General features: G+C 65.4%; 19 protein-coding genes. 7 read left to right on the top strand and 12 right to left on the bottom strand.

Annotation, left to right across the window (positions count from 1 at the left end):
• Positions 1-22: 22 nt before the first annotated feature.
• Positions 23-904, bottom strand: a complete 882-nt coding sequence (locus R2733_16995; protein ID MEZ5378207.1) for an LLM class F420-dependent oxidoreductase — start codon at positions 902-904, stop codon at positions 23-25.
• A 188-nt stretch (positions 905-1,092) separates the two neighbouring features.
• On the opposite strand from R2733_16995, the gene R2733_16990 reads away from it, so the two are divergent.
• On the top strand, positions 1,093-2,349 hold the full coding sequence (locus R2733_16990; protein MEZ5378206.1) for a DUF222 domain-containing protein: 1,257 nt from the start codon (positions 1,093-1,095) through the stop codon (positions 2,347-2,349).
• Positions 2,350-2,355: 6 nt separating this feature from the next.
• Here R2733_16990 and R2733_16985 read toward each other — a convergent pair whose 3' ends face one another.
• From R2733_16985 to R2733_16950, 8 genes are all read right to left on the bottom strand, one after another.
• Entirely contained in the window at positions 2,356-2,649 is a 294-nt protein-coding gene (locus R2733_16985) for a hypothetical protein (GenBank protein MEZ5378205.1), read from the bottom strand.
• Positions 2,646-3,413 (bottom strand): ferritin-like domain-containing protein, encoded by a 768-nt coding sequence (locus R2733_16980; protein MEZ5378204.1) that lies wholly within the window; start codon positions 3,411-3,413, stop codon positions 2,646-2,648. Before R2733_16980 ends, R2733_16985 begins: the two co-directional genes overlap by 4 nt.
• Positions 3,410-4,306, bottom strand: coding sequence for a ferritin-like domain-containing protein (locus R2733_16975; protein MEZ5378203.1), 897 nt, complete (start codon positions 4,304-4,306; stop codon positions 3,410-3,412). Before R2733_16975 ends, R2733_16980 begins: the two co-directional genes overlap by 4 nt.
• A 70-nt stretch (positions 4,307-4,376) precedes the next feature.
• Positions 4,377-5,048 carry a DUF5317 domain-containing protein gene (locus R2733_16970; protein ID MEZ5378202.1) on the bottom strand — a complete coding sequence of 224 codons (672 nt, stop codon included), beginning with the start codon at positions 5,046-5,048 and terminating at the stop codon, positions 4,377-4,379.
• Positions 5,045-7,048 (bottom strand): EAL domain-containing protein, encoded by a 2,004-nt coding sequence (locus R2733_16965; GenBank protein ID MEZ5378201.1) that lies wholly within the window; start codon positions 7,046-7,048, stop codon positions 5,045-5,047. The genes R2733_16970 and R2733_16965 overlap by 4 nt, the downstream gene beginning before the upstream one ends.
• A 477-nt stretch (positions 7,049-7,525) precedes the next feature.
• A complete protein-coding gene (locus tag R2733_16960; GenBank protein MEZ5378200.1) occupies positions 7,526-8,671 on the bottom strand; it encodes a hypothetical protein in 1,146 nt (381 codons plus the stop codon).
• Positions 8,672-8,788: 117 nt separating this feature from the next.
• Positions 8,789-9,661 carry an ABC transporter permease gene (locus R2733_16955; GenBank protein ID MEZ5378199.1) on the bottom strand — a complete coding sequence of 291 codons (873 nt, stop codon included), beginning with the start codon at positions 9,659-9,661 and terminating at the stop codon, positions 8,789-8,791.
• Positions 9,658-10,425 (bottom strand): ABC transporter ATP-binding protein, encoded by a 768-nt coding sequence (locus R2733_16950; protein ID MEZ5378198.1) that lies wholly within the window; start codon positions 10,423-10,425, stop codon positions 9,658-9,660. Before R2733_16950 ends, R2733_16955 begins: the two co-directional genes overlap by 4 nt.
• Before the next feature lie 109 nt (positions 10,426-10,534).
• On the opposite strand from R2733_16950, the gene R2733_16945 reads away from it, so the two are divergent.
• From R2733_16945 to R2733_16930, 4 genes are read left to right on the top strand one after another with little or no spacing between them, the layout of a single operon-like run.
• Positions 10,535-11,668, top strand: a complete 1,134-nt coding sequence (locus R2733_16945) for a glycosyltransferase (GenBank protein MEZ5378197.1) — start codon at positions 10,535-10,537, stop codon at positions 11,666-11,668.
• The gene (locus R2733_16940; protein ID MEZ5378196.1) at positions 11,665-11,985 is read left to right on the top strand and encodes a hypothetical protein; all 321 of its coding nucleotides are present in this window, start codon (positions 11,665-11,667) and stop codon (positions 11,983-11,985) included. Before R2733_16945 ends, R2733_16940 begins: the two co-directional genes overlap by 4 nt.
• Positions 11,979-12,731, top strand: a complete 753-nt coding sequence (locus tag R2733_16935) for a hypothetical protein (GenBank protein ID MEZ5378195.1) — start codon at positions 11,979-11,981, stop codon at positions 12,729-12,731. Before R2733_16940 ends, R2733_16935 begins: the two co-directional genes overlap by 7 nt.
• A gap of 11 nt (positions 12,732-12,742) precedes the next feature.
• Entirely contained in the window at positions 12,743-13,180 is a 438-nt protein-coding gene (locus tag R2733_16930) for a hypothetical protein (GenBank protein ID MEZ5378194.1), read from the top strand.
• Here R2733_16930 and R2733_16925 read toward each other — a convergent pair whose 3' ends face one another.
• Both R2733_16925 and R2733_16920 read right to left on the bottom strand, forming a co-directional pair.
• Positions 13,181-13,963 carry a dienelactone hydrolase family protein gene (locus tag R2733_16925; protein MEZ5378193.1) on the bottom strand — a complete coding sequence of 261 codons (783 nt, stop codon included), beginning with the start codon at positions 13,961-13,963 and terminating at the stop codon, positions 13,181-13,183.
• Entirely contained in the window at positions 13,960-15,081 is a 1,122-nt protein-coding gene (locus R2733_16920) for an epoxide hydrolase (GenBank protein ID MEZ5378192.1), read from the bottom strand. Before R2733_16920 ends, R2733_16925 begins: the two co-directional genes overlap by 4 nt.
• An 89-nt stretch (positions 15,082-15,170) precedes the next feature.
• Here R2733_16920 and R2733_16915 point away from each other — a divergent pair, with 89 nt between their 5' ends.
• Together R2733_16915 and R2733_16910 are read left to right on the top strand one after the other, a co-directional pair.
• Complete coding sequence (locus R2733_16915; protein ID MEZ5378191.1) at positions 15,171-16,451, top strand: methyl-accepting chemotaxis protein; 1,281 nt, start codon at positions 15,171-15,173, stop codon at positions 16,449-16,451.
• A gap of 32 nt (positions 16,452-16,483) precedes the next feature.
• A complete protein-coding gene (locus R2733_16910) occupies positions 16,484-17,740 on the top strand; it encodes an acyl-CoA dehydrogenase family protein (protein ID MEZ5378190.1) in 1,257 nt (418 codons plus the stop codon).
• Here the strand turns inward: R2733_16910 and R2733_16905 are convergent.
• On the bottom strand, positions 17,655-18,461 hold the full coding sequence (locus R2733_16905) for a hypothetical protein (protein MEZ5378189.1): 807 nt from the start codon (positions 18,459-18,461) through the stop codon (positions 17,655-17,657). The two genes, R2733_16910 and R2733_16905, sit on opposite strands and share 86 nt — an antisense overlap.
• Positions 18,462-18,473: the final 12 nt, after the last annotated feature.

The raw sequence follows: 18,473 nt of genomic DNA, 5'->3' as shown, positions 1-18,473 counted from the left end.
CCGATGACGTTGAATTCGAGGCTCAGGCCAACCCGGCGACATCGGCGTAGCCGGCGAGGGTCGCCTCCATGGCGGCCGTCGGCACCAACCCTGCCAATACGCACTCGTCGGCGCCGAGTGATCGCACGACCTCGATCTTCGCTGCGAGCTCGTCGACCGTTTCGGTGCCGATCGGCAGCCCCACCTTGAGGTCGAAGTCGTCGTCATCGACCGACCGGCCCTCTTCGGCCACGACGGCTCGCAGGGTGTCGAGATGCGGTGCGAGTGCACCGCTCGCCCACCAGCCGTACCAGCCGTCGCCCAGACGTGCGGCACGACGCATCGCCGCCGTGGACTCCCCGCCGACGATGATCGGCGGCCCGCCCGGAGTGAACGGCTTCGGGTTGAGGACCACGTCGTCGAAGTCGACGAACTCCCCGTGATACGAGGCACGGTCCTGGGTCCACGCCGCCTTGATGGCCTCGAGGTACTCGTCGAACCTCCGCCCGCGGCGTTCCCACGGCACACCGAGCGCAGCGTACTCCTCGGACGACCAGCCACCGCCGACTCCGAGCTCGAAGCGCCCTTGGCTGAAGTGGTCGAGCGTCAGCACTTCCTTTGCCGTGAGCAACGCCGGCCGCTGGGGAAGGATCAGCACGCCGGTGCAGAACTTGAGGGTGGTGGTGACACCGGCGGCCGCCGCAACGACGAACAGTGGATCGAAGATGCCGGTGTCGGGACTCCAGTTGGCCGAGCCGTCCTCGGTGTAGGGGTACTTGGACTCGTAGGAACCGAAGAAGACGACGTGCTCGGGCACGACGAGCGAGTGGAAGCCCAACCCCTCCATCGTCTCGGCGTAGGCCCGCACGAATCCGAGATCGCGACGAGGCGAATTCCCGAACGTTCCGACGGCACTGATCCTCACGACGTACTCCGAACTCACTCGACGACGGCCCTGGCGGAACGTACTACGACCAGGCTCGAGGGCACGATGCGCTCGCTCGCACTCGACGGAAGACATCCGCACACGTCGTCCATCGTCGACAGTTCAATCGCGTACCCTTTCTGCCAAAGCCGTTTGTCTTCGCAACATATGTTCGATAACATGCCTCCATGGTCCTCGGCGGCAGTGAGGAAAACCGGGCTGGCGGCGACGCCTTCAGCGAAACGCTCGACGTTGCTGCGATCGCTGACGAGCATCTCGCCAAGTTCGTCCTCGAGGCCGAACTGGCCAACCGTCGCCAGCACGCCGAGTACCTCGAGCTCCTCGCCGAGGCCAACCGGCGAGGCTGCGCCAAGGATCCGATCCACCGCAACACCTCCACCTGGATGGCCGACGAGCTGCGAGCTCGCACCCGCTCATCCACCAAGACGCTCCATCTGGCCCGCCTCGCCTTCGAGCATCATCCCGAGATCGGTCGGCGCTATCGCAACGGCGAACTCAACCTCGACCACCTCGGCCTCTTCACCCACATCTGGCATCGCCGAGAACTCCGCGATGCCCTGGCCCGCGATCTCGAGCACCTGCTGCGCTGGACCACCAAGTCGTGGAACGAGTGCGCCAACCTGTTCCGAGCCTGGGAGGAGCTGGTCGATCCCATCGATCCGAACGACGAGGCCCAGAAGGCACACAGTCGTCGCGGCTTCGCCACCTCACGACTCGGCCATGACCTGCTCGGCGAGTTCAAGACCACAACGGCATTCTGGGCCGTGGTCGAGGCCGGGCTGCAAGCCAAGGTCGACGAGCTCTTCGAAGCCGACTGGGCCGAGGCCCGAGCCCGAGTCGGCGACGACGCCTGCGGCGAGGATCTCCTCCGCAGCAACAGCCAACGCTGGCACGACGCCGTGATCATCCTGCTTCGCCACGGCATCGGCGCCGATCCTTCCACCGCCAACGTGGTCGCCAATGTCGTTGCCGACGATCAGACCCTGATCGACGAAGCCGAACGACGCGACGCCGACCTCGCCGGTCGACCCGCCCCGGTCCGCCACACCGACGACGCCGTCGAACGCGCCGCCCACCATCGCTGCGAAACGGCGTCCGGCATGCCGCTCGCCCCGGCCGATGTTCTCGACTTCGCCATCGCCGGCCACCTTCGACTCTTCCGCACCACCACCGAAACCCACGACTTCACCGCTTCGGCAAAGGTCCGGCTGTTCAAAGGAGCCAAGCGACTCGGGATCCTGCTACGGGATCGCCATTGCCAGGGCGCCGGGTGCAACACCCACAGCGTGCACTGCGAGGTCGACCACACGATCCGCTACACCGACGGCGGGCTCACCGTTCCCACCAACGGCAAGTCCAGATGCGGCCCCTGTCATCGGCACAAGACTCGGCTCGAGACGCTCGGACTGTGGCCCCCGGACTGAGGGGGCTCAGTACACCACCTCGGTCGTCAGCTCGCCGTCCTCTCCCATGACGACGAGCAACCTTGACATGCACGGCATGCAGTAGAGGCGATCCCCGGCGCGGATGTCGCGCCGCGATCTGATGACGACCTTGCAGACCGGACACTGGATCTCGTTGGGCGCCAGCGTGTCACCGTCGCCCTCCCAGTGCCGGTAGAACTTGCGCCACTTCTTCGGCACCTCGAGGAACCCCGTCTCCTCGAGGTCGTAGTACTGCCGCTCGGAAGTGTCGACCTGATCGGTGATCGTGTCCTGGCTCACGTCAGCCCCAGTCGCTCGACCGCGTCGAGGTAGTCACGACCGAGCGCAACGCGGCGCTCGTCGCTGGCTGCCGCCTCGAAGCTGCCGAGCACCAACGGATCGAGCTCGGCCCGCAAGTCGGCAAGCCGGCCTCGCAACTCGGGCGCCGTCACCAGCAGGCCCCCAAGATCGTTCTCACCAAACCCGAGGTGGCGCCGCTCGTCCTTGATCACTCCGTCGAGGATCTCGGCGGTCAGTGCATCGGCGCTCCTGGCATGGGTCACGAAAACCGTGCTCTCCATCGTTTCGAGCACGACGTTCTGAGCGAAGACCGAGGCCTCCCAATCTCTCGCCGCCACCAGGTCGTGCAGGCGCTGTTTGAACACCAGCAGGTTCGGGTTCGCTCGTCGCTCGATCTCGGCCTCGGGGTCGGCAACCCCGAGCGATTGCAGCCGATGCAGGAAGACCTCGAGATGCCGGGCCTCGTCGACCACCTGGGTCGCCAGGAAGATCTTGGCGTGACGGTTGGGGGCGAAGTCGATCATCCCGCTGGCGCCGTCGAGTGCCGCCGTCTCGCCGACGCAGTAGTTGCACAGGGTCGTGATCAGCCGATCGCGATCGGCCGGTTCCAGATCAGGCTCGGGGGCATCCTCACGATGGCCGTAGGGCCGATCCGTGAGGTAGCCCTCGACGGCCTGGAACCAGAACTCGAACGAGCGCACCTGCTCGATGAAGTCGTCGATCTCGAGCGCATGGGGGTCGAACTCGTCGGCCACCGCACTCATCGGACCAGTTCCGGCGCCTGATACTCGAGACCGATCCTGGCCAGCCGCACCTTGAACTCCTCGATGACCGTGGCCTCGAGCACACCCTGGCGCTCCGGGTTCGACGCCGTCGCCAGGTTCACGCCGTGGTAGTCCATCGACGTGCCTTCGTCGACGCCACCTGCTGCCAGCTTCTGCGCCCTCGTGGCGTCGTCGATGCGGCCGTCGTCGGCAAAGGCGGTGGAGAACGTGGCCAGCATGTGGCCGGCCATCTCCTTCTGCATCTTCTCGATCTCGGGCTTCTTCTCGGGGTGCTCCCGGATGAGCGAACCGATGCGGTTCTCGCCGAAGCCCACGTGACGCCGCTCGTCGGCGATGGTGCCGCTGAGCGTGTGAGCGAACTTGGGATTCCCCTGCCGGTTCGAGACCTCCATCATCTCGAAGACGCTGAAGGCGAGACCTTCGAGCACGATGTTCTGACCGACGACCCCGGCGATGAAGTCACCGGCGTCGACCTTCTCGAGTAGCACCTCGGCGAATTTGACCAGATGGGGATTGACGAAGTGGTCGATCGTCGACTCGAGATCGGCTGGCTTCACGCCGAGGTCGTGCAGCCGCTGGGTGAAGATCTCGACATGACGAGCCTCGTCGAGCGTCTGGGTCGCCAGGAAGCGCTTGCTCGGATAGTCGGGCGCCGAGTTGATGAGCCCGGACGACGCCGCCAGGGCCGCACGCTCACCGACGACGAGTTGCACGGTCGAACGAATCGCCTCGGTCCGCAAATCGTCGTCGGCGACCAATACCTCGGGTTCACGTTCGGACTCGCCGTGGCCGTAGACGGTGTCTTCGAGATAGCCCTGCGGACACAGTTCGAGCCACCGCTGGATCGTGAAGGCATTGAGGAAGTCGGCCATGTTGCTCTCCAATCGTGAGTTGGAGGAGACGTTACGGATGTCACGTCATGGCAGACAGGGACCAAAGACTCTATTTCTTACGTCGTAAGGCCAGGGACTGTTCGTAGCGAGCGACGAGGGAATCGACGGGTTCCGGCGTGGTCACGATCGGCGTGGTCACGAGCGGCTCGGGCTCCAGCTCGACGGGTGGATCGTCCAGCACTCGAAGCCTTCGACCGAGCGACGACTGGCCAACCACATGCACGGTGATGCCGGCGCCGAGCACGAGGAGGATGTCGCCGATGCTGAACACGTTCGCGAACGGGATGCCCTCGGGGATGGCGAACACGTCGCCGAGGAAAGCCAGGCGAGCGTTCTCGACCGGGGCCGAGTTCTCGAAGGTCGGCGAATCGCTGATGATGCCGGCGGTCTCGAGCGCTTCGAGCCGGGCGGGCATGACCCCGCCGTTGGCGGCGATGGCGGCGGTGTTCATGAAGCCGCCGAGCACGATGATTCCCATGCCTACGACGTGGCGGTTCTGCCAGACGAAGATGAATGCCAGGAAGTAGCTCGCGAGGTGGAGCGCCGCTGCCGTGACGCCACCGAACGAGTCCGACAGCACCTCGATGAGCACGATCTGGATGACGAGTGACGTCACGATCGTCCACCATCCCTGGAGCCGGATCTCCCCGAGCCGGGACAGTTGCCCGCCGAGGAGCGGCACGGTGGCGACCAGAACGAGGAAGACGGCGGCGGTGATCATGACGGTGTGACTCGTGCGTCGGGGAGTTCGGAGAACTCGATGCGCCCCTGGCGGAGCATCGGGGTGAGGAGTTCGCTCGGCAGCGGAGCGGCGAAGAGGAACCCCTGGATCTCGTCGCAGCCGATCGAACGCAGGACATCGAGTGCTTCGACCGTCTCGACGCCCTCGGCGATCGTCTTCATTCCGAGGTTCCGTCCGAGCTCGACCACCGAACGCACGATGCTGCGATCGCTCTCACACGTCGCCACGTTGGTCACGAAGGCCCGATCGATCTTGATGCGGTCGACATCGAGGTCGCGCAGCACCGACAGCGAGGAGTAGCCGGTGCCGAAGTCGTCGATGGCGAGGCTGACGCCGAGCTCACGCAGATCGCCCAGGACCGTGCGGGCACGTAGCGGATCCTCCATCACGGCGTTCTCGGTGATCTCGAGCTCGAGCACCGCTGCCGGGAGTTGATGTCGTTCCAGTGCGTCGGCGACACGGGCAGCGAGCCGAAGGTCGTGCAAGTTGCGAGCCGAGACGTTGACGGCCACACCGACATCGATCCCGTCGTTCTTCCAGCGCCGGCACTGGGCGAGCGCGAGCTCGATCACGTGGTCGGTGAGGGGTGTGATCAGGTCGGTTTGTTCGGCCTGCGGCATGTACCAACTGGGTCGGACATCACCGTGGACCGGATGCGTCCACCGCAGGAGGGCCTCGACGGTCGTGACCGCTCCCGTGACCATGTCGACCTTCGGCTGGTAGGCCAGGCTGAGCTGGCCCTTCTCGATGGCGACGGCCAGTTCGCTCAGCAACTCGACCCGCTTGGGGCCGATGTCGTCCTTCATTCCGGCGAAGACCTGCACGCCCCCACCGAGCCGCTTCGCTGCGTACATCGCCGTGTCGGCATTGTGCAGCAGTTCTTCGATCGAGTCACCGTGCTTCGGGAACAGCGCCATGCCCATGCTGGCGCCGACGGTCAGGGGCACACCTTCGATCTCGAGTGGACGGGTGATCTCGGCACAGACTCGCTCGGCAATGGCCAGGGCCTTGGCGTCGGAGTCGATGTCGGCGATCAGGAGCGCGAACTCGTCACCACCCAGGCGAGCGACCTGATCGGTGGAACGCTCGGCGGCTTCGAGGCGTCGACCGATCTCGATGAGCACGAGGTCGCCGTAGCGGTGACCGAGACGGTCGTTGACCCCTTTGAAGCCATCGAGGTCGATGTGCACGAGGGCGAACTGGAGGTCGTCGGCACGCGACGCATCGACGACCATGGCGGCGTGGTCTTCGAACATGCGGCGATTGGCGATGCCGGTGAGTTCGTCGTGTGTGGCCTCGTGCTTGTTGCGGAGGGCGATCGACGCACTTCGGAAGATCACGAAGACGGTGAACAGCAACAGCGGGACGAGGATGAGCGCATCGAGTCCGATGACGACGAACACCGGGGCGAGCGCCAGCAGCAGCCCGTCCATGCCGGCGTTGATGCCAAGCGAACGTCGCAGCATCTCGCGCACGGGCAGGCCCTGGCTGAAGGCGACAGCCACGCTGATGAAGACGCTGTTGGCGGCGAAACCGGCGGCACAGGCGGCAATGACCGCAACCAGCCAGCGCAGGGTGACCGGGTCGCCGTCGGACACTCGCGAGAGGTCGTCGATGAGCGAGCCGACCACATTGCCGAAGGCCAAGCTCAGCATGAACTGGCCGGCGTTGAACATGGTCCGGTCGAAACGCTTCCGCTTGTGCAGGTCGCTCGCGATGGGTGCGACACAGACCGCCAAGAGGGCGCCCGCCAACGGTGCGATCAGCAGCAACGTGAAGGCGAAGGCCCACGATGCAGTGAGCTCGGTGTCGTCGGTCAGCGACGGAATTGGCCGGAGCTCGGTGGCAAAGAGAAGGATCGCGAAGACGACGAACGTGGCGTGGTGGTCACCGCTCGGCGACACACCGTCCAGATTCGCAAACGCGGTCGAGAGGACGAGGGCTGCGGCCAACACCGTGAGCCAGATCAGGAGGCTCAACCGATGGGCACGTACCTGCCGTATGCGTTGTCTCATGGTCGTGCCGATGTCCGATGGGAGCCGTCGAGGTGACTATCGGTCCACTGCACAGAGATTTGAGCCGGCGAGGAAGAACTCCTCGCCGGCCCGGTGAGGCACCGAAGCGATCAGTTGAACTTCCAGGGGGCACCCATCACGGTGATGAGGCCGCTGAGGCCGACGACGGCGGTGGTGGCGTAAAGCCGTGCCTTCATTGCGTTGCTCATGTGTTGCTCGTTTCTCACCATTTGCGAACGATGTCGCCATCGTTGCTCGGGGTGTCAATCGGGGTGGGGGTCATCCCAAGTCCTTCGGATTCGGATGTCTTGCTGACACGCATGACTACGACCGATTCGAGGGTGTTCTTGATGGGCACAAACTCCCGCCCACTAGGCCGTGCGACCCATTCGATTCCGGGCGCGAAAAAGCCGGCCCCAAAGGGCCGGCCTTCCGCTCGGACTAGAGGCCGATCGACTCGTCGATGAACTCGTTGGTGACGAGGTCCTCGGCGGTGATCCCCTCGGGAACGTTGATCGATGGCACCTGCTCCTGCACGACCTTGATGACCTCGCTGACTCGGTCCATGTCGAAGTCGCCAATGGTGCTGTTCGGGCCGTTGCCGACCATGTTCAGGCGGGTCATCTCACTGACCGTGTTGGTCATCCCGTCAGGGGTCAGCTGCCAGAAGCTGTCGATGTCGGTGACCGCTTGCAGGATCGCGGCATTGGTTGCTGCCGGATCGTTCTGGAAGTCGACCGCCGACTGCTGCAGCACCGGCACGAGGGCCGAGAGGCAGGAACGGTTCTCGTCGAGCTTCGAGTCGAGGATCGTCAGCGGGCCCTGATAGATCTCGAAACCGGCGTCGTGGATCAGCAGGAAGTCGACCGGCTTGCCCCACTCGGTGAACACGTTCTCGTAGTTGTAGGGCTCCTGCGTGGCGAACCCCTGCTGCATCAATGCGCCACCCTCGGCGATGAACCGAGTCGGGGCACCGTCGTACGAACCGTCGAGCTGGCCCGCATCGACGATGCCGGCGCCGACGAGGTACTCGGTGTAGGTCGCGCCACCGAAGTGGGCGATGACGGCCCCGGTCTCCTTGACCTCGTCCCAGCTCGAGATCGGGTAGGTCTCGGGATCGAACATGATGATCTGCGGATTGATGTCGAGCGGTGCGAACACGGCCGTGGTCGGGAAGTCCGCATAGTTGTTGATCGCTTCGTCGGTGTTGACGTAGCCGAGGAGGATGTCAGGGTCGGTGGCCATCACGGCAATCGTCGTCTGGTCACCCAGGAACGGACCGCCGGCGCGAACCTCGACCGTGATGCTGGGATCTGCGCTGAGCGGACCACTGAAGCGACCGGACTCGGGGTCGACCGAGCCCTCGCCGCCGGTCAGGTTGTACACCGCACCGTGCTCGGACTCGGGGAACCAGTCGGTCTGGATGACGATCGGGTTCGGGCAGTCGGCGAGGCTACCGGCTACACCTTCGGTGCTGCCGCCATCACTGCCGCCATCGCTGCTGCCGGCGTCGTCGGCAACAGCAGCGTCGTCGCCGCCACTGGCGCTGTCGCTGCCGCAAGCAGCGGCGACGAGCCCGAGAGCCATCAGCAGAGCCGACAGCTGGAGCCATCGTGCGTTGGATTTCGTGCGGTTCATTCTCTCTCCCATGTTGCGCGCCCGCCTCAACGGACGACGTGGATCATTGACGCTTGCGGTGCTTGCTCACTGCACTGGCTGGTGCCAATGACGGGTGAGCCGCTGTCCGAGCGAGCCGAAGAACTGAAAGAACACGATGCCGAGCAGCGCCGACAAGATGATGGCCGCCACCAGTTCGCCCGGCGACAGACGGCTGCTGTAGAGCAGGATGCGGTTCCCGAGATCTCGAGGGCCTCGCTGGAAGAAGAGTCCACCGACGATCGCGCCGATCACCGACAGTCCGGCCGAGATCTGGAAGCCGGTGAACATCGCCGGCAACGCGGCCGGGAGCTGCAGCTTGATCAGCTTGGTCTTGCGACTCGAGTTGTGGAGCGCGAACAGCTCGTGAAGTCCCTTGTCTGCCGACTTCAAGCCGAACAGGGTATTGGTGATGATCGGGAAGAGGCTGATGATCACGCAGACCAGAACCCGCGACCAGAAGCCGAACCCGATCAACAGGCCGATCAGCGGGACCAGTGCCAGCACCGGCACCGTCTGGAGGAAGACCGCATAGGGGTAGAACGACGTCTCGACCCACTTGGCCTGACTCATCAGCACGGCAAAGGTCACCCCGATGGCCATGGCGATGACCAGGCCCACGATCGCCACTTCAAAGGTCACCCAGAGGGCGCTCAACAACTGCCAGGGCTGATCCCCGATCTTGCCATCCCAGAACGAGGTGAGCACCTTGTGCGGGTAGGGCAACGCTGTCTTGCGTCCGTTCTCGTCGAGCACGAACCGGGCGTAGGCGTACCAGAGGGCAATGAAGCCGGCGAAGACCACCAGCGGGGGCCCCACCCGCTTCGCCACGGGGTCGCGCCGTGATGCCGGAGTGGGCGCCAGGACAGCGATCGGCTCGTCGGTCTCGACGACGGGCTCAGCGGCAACGACCTCGGTCATGTGTGTGCTCCTCGCAGGGCATGGCTCAGCTCGGCGCTGATGCGAGCGAACTCGGGATCGAAACGGAGGTCGGGATCGCGGGGATACCCGAACGGGATGTCGTGGGAATCGACGATCCGGCCAGGGCGACCGGACATGACGAGCACTCGTGTGCTCATGAACACCGCTTCGGTGATCGAGTGGGTGATGAACAATCCGGCGAAACCTTCCTGCTGGAACAGGCGCAGTGTTTCTTCGTTCATGAGCTCGCGGGTGATCTCGTCGAGTGCGCCGAAGGGCTCGTCGAACAGGAAGATCGGCGGCGACATCACCAGCGAGCGGGCCAACGAGACCCGCATGCGCATGCCACCGGAGAGCTGGCGTGGGTAGTGGGATTCGAACCCCGTGAGGCCGACCTTGCCGATGGCGTCCATCGCTCGCTGACGCCGGGACGGCGCTGGCTCACCGTGGAGTTCGGCGATCAACTCGACGTTGTGGAGCACGCTGCGCCACGGCAGAAGGGTGGCGTCCTGAAAGACGTAGCCGATATTGCTCCGATCGACCGAACACGAACCCTCGGTGACCTCGTCGAGACCGGAGGCCAACCGCAGCAACGTGCTCTTGCCACACCCAGAGGGGCCGACGACGGTGACGAACTCTCCGGGACGCACATCGAACGTGACGTTGCGCAGGGCGACCGTTCCGTCAGGAAACGTCTTGCCCGCGTCGACGAAGCGGAGAGCCGGTGCCGGCGCGGCATCAGTCAAGTCGATCATCTCCCGCATGCCTCGGCAATCTAGACACTACGGGTTTGACTAGCACGCAAGAAATGTGAAGGGTGTGTTTCGTCACGCCCTGGACCCTAGCCGTCTCGCCAGACGCTAGGTTCCGCATGTGCGACGACGGCTTCGAACGTTCCTGAGCATCGGGGTCTTGACGACCGCGATCGATCTGGCATTGTTCCTCGGACTGGAGGGTCGAGCCGGCGCCGTTCCCGCCGACGTGGTCTCGCTCAGTGTGGCGGCCGTGTTCTCCTACCTCGCCAATCGGTTCGCGACGTTCGGCAATGATCGGCAGAGTCGCTGGGTTCGCCACCCGATGACCTTCGTGTCGATGGCCACCATCGCCGGTGCACTCGATGTGATGATCGTCAGCTTCCTGACATGGGCCGGCGCTGCTCCGTGGCCGACGAAACTCGTCGCCATCGTGTTTGCCGCCGGCGCTCGGTGGCTGACCTACCGGTGGGTGCTGTTCACCGAGATTCGCCAGACGCTTGGTGAGCGGGTGTCGCAGGCGGCGGCTCCTGGTGAGGTCCGCCTGTCGGTGGTCGTGCCCGCCTACAACGAGGGTCACCGCATCGCCGACACGGTGAACGAGTTGCGAAGCACGATCGGCGTCGAGGTCGGCGATGACCTCGAGATCCTGGTGGTCGACGACGGCTCGCCCGACGACACCGCCGAACAGGCTCGAGCGGCCGGCGCCACCGTGGTCGTCCTCGACCCCAATCAGGGCAAGGGCGCAGCTGTGCGAGCCGGGATGATGGCCGCCACCGGCCGCTCACGAGTGTTCACCGACGCCGACCTCGCCTATCCCCCATCGGCCGTGCTCGACATCATGAACGAGCTGGAGTCCGGCTGGGACATCGTGGTTGGCAGCCGCCAACACGAAGAGACCACCACCCTCGTGAGGGCCCGAAGGATCCGCCAGCTCGGCGGCCGGGTGATCAACGCCATTACCCACCTCGTCCTTCTCGGCCACTTCCGCGACACCCAGTGCGGCATCAAGGGCTTCCGGTCCGATGTCGCCCAGTCGATGTTCCGACGGTGCCGCATCGATCGATTCGGCTTCGATGTCGAGCTGTTCTGCATCGCCGAGCTCGACGGCCGCAGCCTGCACGAGATCCCGGTGTCGGTCCGCAACACCGAGACGTCTTCGGTCCGACTGGTGCGTGACACGGTGCTGCTCACGATCGACCTGATCCGGATCCGGCGTTGGGCCGGCGAGGGCGTGTACCGCCGACCAACGTGACCAGGCCCCGCCGCCTGGTCTCGCTGATCGTGGCGATCCAGATCGCGATTCCTGCCCTCCTGCTCGCCCTCAGGGGTAGCGATCCCCGGCCGTCGGCGTTCGGCTGGCAGATGTTCACCTCGGGTGGTGGTCGCTACGCCGCGACCGTGGTCGGTCAGGACGGCAGCACCGAGGCGGTCGATGTCGACCGGCTCCTGCTCCGGCCGCGGGTCGAGGTTCGCCTCGACGACGCGCTCGTCCGCTATCTGTGCGCTCGTCCTGATGCGGCGGCGGTCACGGTGTCGTTCGACACCGACTCGACGACGGCCGAATGCTGATGCGCTCCGAGCGATGGTTCGTTCGTGTCCTCGGTACGGCGGCAGTGATCGACGCTGTCGACCAGGTCGGCGATGTCAGCATCGAGCCGGGCCGGTTGCGGGTGCCGGTGGTGATCGTGGGGGTCGAACTTCCGACGCCGACCTTGCCGACAGCCGTCGCCATCATCTGGCTGATCGGAGCCGTTCTGCTGATCGCAGGGCCGGTTCGACCGGGGGCGGCGGCGGTCGTCGTCGCATCAGGGCTCACGCTTGTGAGTGATCAGCAGCTCTACAGCAACCACACGTTCCTGATCTGGAACCTGTGCCTGCTCGTGACGCTCACATGGTCGAACCACTGGGTGCTCGGGTTGACGGTGCGTACGCAGATCTCGGTGGTCTATGTGTTCGCAGCCCTGTCGAAGCTGCGATCACCGTGGCTGTCGGGTGACGTGCTCCGCCGAACGGCCGACGGGGTGATCGGGCTCCCGATCGCCCGTGATCTTCCGGACCGGTCGCTGACCGCCGTGGCGTTGTGGGTGATCGTGGTCGAGCTGGTACTTGCGGTCTTGGTGTGGCGAGGGCGGTCGGTCGGTGTGGTCGTCGCCGGTGCGTTTCATCTCGGGATCGTCGCCGTGGTGGGCAACCAGGTGGGCCTGGTCGTGTTCGGTATTGCGATGCTCTCCCACTTCGCCCTTCCCGCGCTGGCCCGACCTGCTTCAACAAGCAAATCGGGAAGCATCCCCCCGGCGGGGGCACCCGCTGGATAACTTCGTCAACCGTGCAAGAACTCCGTCTCGACGACTCGACCGATCCCGCCACCCGCGTGGCGTTGACGCGGAACGACATCGCCCACCAGTCCGTCCAGGCACTCCTCGACGATCTCGACTATGTCACCACCCAGCTACCGGAGGCCGAGCGAGGGGCCGCCGCGCGTGCCGTGCTCGACCATCACCGTCCGGCGGTCAGCGAGTCGCTCCTGTCCGAGGAGGGTCGTCGCCTGCAGGCGGCGGCACGTGCGGCGCTGCACCAGCTGGCCGACACCGACCACGTGCAGACGTTCGACGACGTGCTCATCATCGATTCGCCACCGACAACCCAGCCGACCAGCTTGCTCGCGTCCGAGCGGCTCCGTCGCTTCGGCGTCACGCTGGGCATGACCGGCGCCATCGCCACCGGCGGCTTCGCTGTCGGCGCCATCCTGCAGCGCCTGGTCTGATCAGGTCGGCGCCAAGCGCCGGAAGTGGTCGATCACCAGCTCGTACGCGTTGCGTGTCGGGCTGCCTGGCGCCGGGTCGTACTCGATCGCCAGCACCGAATGCTGTTGCTTGTTTGCGCTCTCGAGTTCGACGGCGACGAAGCGCTCGCCGAACTCGGCACGTAGACGCTCGAAGCGTTCTGCCGGCACCAATGGATCGCCCGTGAACCGCAGGCCGACGACGCAGAGGTCTTCGCTCTCGACACGATCCTTGACCACGGCCAGGTCGGCTGGGTCGAGCCCGAGATCGGACTTGCCTCGTTTGGTCAACCCGAAGGGCATCGACGGCTGGCTCATCACCGGCACCCGCACCAACGGATCGACCGTGAGCGCCAGCGCGAAGCCGCCGGTGAAGCACATTCCGACGACGCCCACGCCGTTCGACACGGCGGCACCGCCCACTCGCTCGTGTGCGTCGGCGACGAGTGGCCGGAGCCATTCGGTGATCGGCGAGGTCTTCTCGCGAGCAAAGGCGACGAACTCCCGAGACACGCAGCCCTTGACGATCGAGGACAGCACGTACCCGTTCGAGAAGGGCCGTCCGGGGGTGCCGAAGAGGTCGGGCATGGTGACGCTGAAGCCTTCCGACACCACACGCCGGGCGAAGTCGGCGACGTCGGGCGTGATGCCGGGCATCTCGGTCAGGATGACGACGGCGGGCCCACTCCCCTGGCGGTAGACCGCACGGGTGCTGCCGGCTGCGGTGAAGGGCGAGCAGTCGAAGTCGTCGAGCGGATCGTTCACGTCGCAGCCCGGACGGCGGCAGCGAACTGCACGACGTCGTCGACGAACGATTCGGGCTGCTCGAAGGCGGCGAAATGGCCGCCCTTGGTGCGTTCGTTCCACGACACGATGTTGGTGAACATGCCCTCGCACCAGCGACGGACCGGCGGCACGATCTCCTTGGGGTAGACCGTGAAGCCCGACGGGATCGTGATGTTGCGGCGGTCCTTGGCCCGACCGAAACTCTCCCAGTAGATGCGGGCCGAGGACGTGGCCGACGAGGTTGCCCAGTACAGCATGATGTTGTCGAGCAGCTCGTCGCGCGACAACACGTTCTCGGGATGCCCGTCACAGTCGGTCCATGCCCAGAACTTCTCGAGAATCCAGGCCGCTTGGCCCGATGGGGAATCGGCGAGGGCGTAGCCGACCGTCTGGGGGCGGGTGGCTTGCTGGGTCGAGTAGCCCGAATCCCAGTCGCTGTAGTACTTCGCCCGCTCGAGCGCGTACAGCTCGTCGGGTCCGAGTTCGGTCTCGCCCGCCGGCGGACGCCCGCCCATGTTGAGGGTCATGTGCACACCGTCGCAGTGTTCGGTCTGCGAGCGACCGATGTTGGCCGTGACCGCCGAACCCCAGTCACCGCCCTGGGCGAGGTAGTGGTCGTAGCCCAACCTGGCCATCAGTTCGCCCCATACCTCGGCGATCTTCTCGACGCCCCAGCCGGTGCTGGTGGGCTTGCCCGAGAACCCGAAGCCCGGCAGTGAAGGCGCAACCACGTGGAACCCGGCCTCGGTCAACGGTTCGATCACCTTGTCGAACTCGACGATCGACCCCGGCCACCCGTGCGTGAGCACCAAGGGGGTGGCGTCGGGATTCGAGGAGCGCTGGTGGATGAAGTGGATGTCGAGCCCGTCGATCTCGGTGATGAAGTGGTCGAACCGGTTGAGCCGTGCCTCACGTGCCCGCCAGTCATAGGTGTCGGCCCAGTAGGCGCACACCTCCTGCACGTAGGCGAGCGGCACCCCCTGGGACCAGTCGTCGACCAGCTCGGCCTCGGGCCAGCGGGTGCGACGAAGTCGGTCGGCGAGGTCGCTGAGCACCTCGTCGGGGACGGCGATCGTGAAGGGCCGGATGTCGTTCATGGCGCCACTCTGTCGCACCCACGTCCCGCTCGCCAGACGAATCGGTACGTCGCTCTTTCGTAGCGCTCGAGCGTGCCGAGACTGCAAGAATGGACTCGACCGTCATCAAGGCCAACATCCCGAAGGGCGGCTCGATCTCGAGCGCCCAGTTCGAGTTGCGCCATCGCATCATCACGATCGTGCTGGCAGCCCACACGCCGGTGCTGCTCGTGATCGGCCTCGCCTCCGGTTACGCCTGGTGGCACGCCATCATCGAGAGCCTGCCACCCGCGGTCCTCGCCTTCTACGCCCGCACCGGACCGTCGCGACTGATCAAGTCGACGGTCAGCTCGGTCGGTCTGGTGGCCGCTGCGTCGATCCTCGTGCACTTCACCGGCGGACTCACCGAAGCCCACTTCCACTGGTTCGTCGTGCTGTCGCTGTGCGGCCTGTACGTCGACATCCGACCGTTCCTCGCCGCCGTGGTCTACACCCTCGTGCACCACGCCGGCATGAGCCTGTACGACCCGTCGCTGGTGTTCAAGACCGACTACGGCCAAGAGAGCCCGTGGCTGTGGAGTGGGATCCACGTCGTCTTCGTGGTCATGCTCATCGCATCGATCGCTGCCAACTGGGTCGCCTACGAGCAGCAGACCAAGATCGCCAACTCGCTGCTGCGGGCCCAGGAGAACGACATCCGCCACCGCGCAACGATCGAGGCCGACATGGCCAACCAGTCGAGCCGGCTCGCAACCTCGTCTGCCGGCATCCAGACGTCGATGGACGACGTGAGTGGCGTCGTCGGCCACTTCACGCAAGGCACCAGCAAGGTCAGCGACCTCATCCGAGGTGTCGTCGACATCGCTCACGAAACCTCCTCGCTCAGCGCCGATGCGAAGGCCACGATCGAGCAGCTCACCGAGAAGAGCAACGAGATCACCACGCTGGTCGCACTCATCGACGACATCGCCGCTCGCACCAACCTCCTCGCCCTCAACGCCAGCATCGAAGCGGCACGAGCCGGCGAGGCCGGCAAGGGGTTCGCCGTCGTCGCCAACGAGGTCAAGGACCTGGCTGAGACGACCCGGCATGCAACCGACAAGATCACTGCCACCACGGCGGAGATCCAGGCCCAGATGGCCGACTCCGATCACCGCATGGCACTGGTGATGGAACGGGTGAACGACATCGCCGGCGTGCAGGAAGAAATCGACCGGGAGATGAGTGAACAGTCATCGGCTGCACACCAGATGCTGGGACAAGTCGAGTACGCCACCAACGCCGTCCGCGAGATCATTGCGGGTGTGCAAGCGCTCAACGATCTCATGGAGGACGACATGACCGAGCACACGGCCACCGTCGACCTCAGCCGGGGTCCTCAGCGAATCTGACGCCTCTCACTCGGGCGACTAGCTTGCGCCCCATGGACATGACCTACCCGAGTGAAACCGAGGAATTCAGGACCAAGATCCGAACGTTCCTCGACGCCAACCTTCCCGACGACTGGCAGGGCATCGGTGCGCTTGCCGGGTCAGAGCGGGCCGAGTTCACCGAGAAGTGGCGGACAACGCTGCAGGAGAACCGCCTCCTCGCGGCCAACTGGCCCGCCGAGTACGGCGGCGGCGGCCTCAGCCACCTCGAGCACGTCGTGCTCAACGAGGAATTCGCCAAACGTGGCGTGCCAACGATGGGCGGAAACGACGGCTTCAGCATCGGGATGGTCGGCAACACCATCCTGTCGGTCGGTACCGAGGAGCAGAAGGCCTACTTCATCCCGCGCATCATGTCGGGAGAAGACGTCTGGTGCCAGGGCTACTCCGAGCCTGACGCCGGTTCCGATCTCGCCAACCTCGGCTGTCGGGCCGAGCTCGACGGCGACCAGTGGGTCATCAACGGCCAGAAGATCTGGACCAGCTCGGGTCACACCGCCAACTGGATCTTCGTCCTCGCTCGCACGGCCCCCGATGAGGCCAAGCACAAGGGCATCTCGTTCCTCCTCGTCCCGATGGACCAGCCGGGCGTCGAGGTCCGGCCGATCACCAACATCGCCGGCCACGATCACTTCAACGAGGTGTTCTTCACCGACGCCACCTGCCCGAAGGAGAATGTCCTCGGCGGGGTCAACAATGGCTGGTCGGTGGCCAACACCCTGCTCGGCTACGAGCGAGGCGTCGGGGCCACCACCCAATACCTGCCGTTCCGAGCCGAGCTCGACTCCTACATCGAAGCGGCGAAGGAACTCGGCAAGAGCGACGACCCGATGGTGCGCCAAGACATCGCTCGCTTCCACACCAAGGTCGAGATCATGCGCTACCGGGGCATGCAGGCGCTCAGCCGCTACCTCAAGGGTCAGCAACCCGGCCCCGAGTCGTCGATCGGCAAGCTGTTCTGGAGCTCGTACCACCAGGAGATCACCGAAGCGGCCATGAACTTGTTCGGGGCCGAGGCGATGGTCGGCTTCGGCGAAGATACCCGTGGCGGTCTCGGCGCACCGGCCATCGGCACCGCCAACACGGCGGCGAACTGGATGTCAAGCTTCTTCGTCGCCCGCCCGGGCACGATCTACGCCGGCACCTCCGAGGTGCAGCGCAACATCATCGGTGAACGAGTGCTCGGCCTGCCTCGGGAACCTCGGTCCGATGGTGGTTCGTGGAAGGAGAGCCAAGCGGCGTATCGCTGATCGTCGTCGTCCGTCCGGTCACCAGCGGCTCGCACCAGCGAACGCCGCTGGCGACCGACGGACCGATCAACGCCGCAACGAGCAGGGTGCCGGGGCCGAACGGTCCTCCGATCGCGATCCCCATCACGAGGAACGAGATCTCGAACGTCAGCCTCGTCAACGACACCGACCGCCCGAATCGCAACGACGTCGCCTCGCTGATCAGTTCGCCAAGTCCGGCGCCGAAGCCAGAGACCACGATGGCGCCGGCGCCGAGACCGATCACCGTGATTGCTGCCGCCTGCACCAGCATGCCGTAGACGAACGGGAGTGATCCGAGCGGTGCCATCACACTGGACAGCGGCCCGAGGACGGCACCGATCACGAACGGCGTGATCAAGGTGCCGAGCCTCGGAGGATTGCGGAGGACGGTCGCCATCACCATCAAGACGCCGGTCATCGACCACACGGCGACCGACAACGGGAGGGCGAGGCGTTCGGCCAGTCCGATCGTGAACACGTCGAGCGGGCCGACGCCGGTGTCGGTCGCCAGCGTCACGGCGACACCGAACGACACCAGGAGCGAACCGAGCGCTTGCGCCGTGATCCGACGCCACAGCGGCCCCGACGAGGCACTGCGCCGACGGCGCGCCGACGCCAACGCCAAGGCGCCCGCCCGAGAGACGGGGTGACGTTCCAGCCAGAGCAGCAGCCGGTTGGCGTAGGTCAACAGTTGGCGCATCATGTGAGTATC

This window comes from Acidimicrobiales bacterium (assembly GCA_041394265.1).
Taxonomy (GTDB): domain Bacteria; phylum Actinomycetota; class Acidimicrobiia; order Acidimicrobiales; family SZUA-35; genus JBBQUN01.
This window is presented reverse-complemented; position numbering and strand designations above follow the sequence as displayed.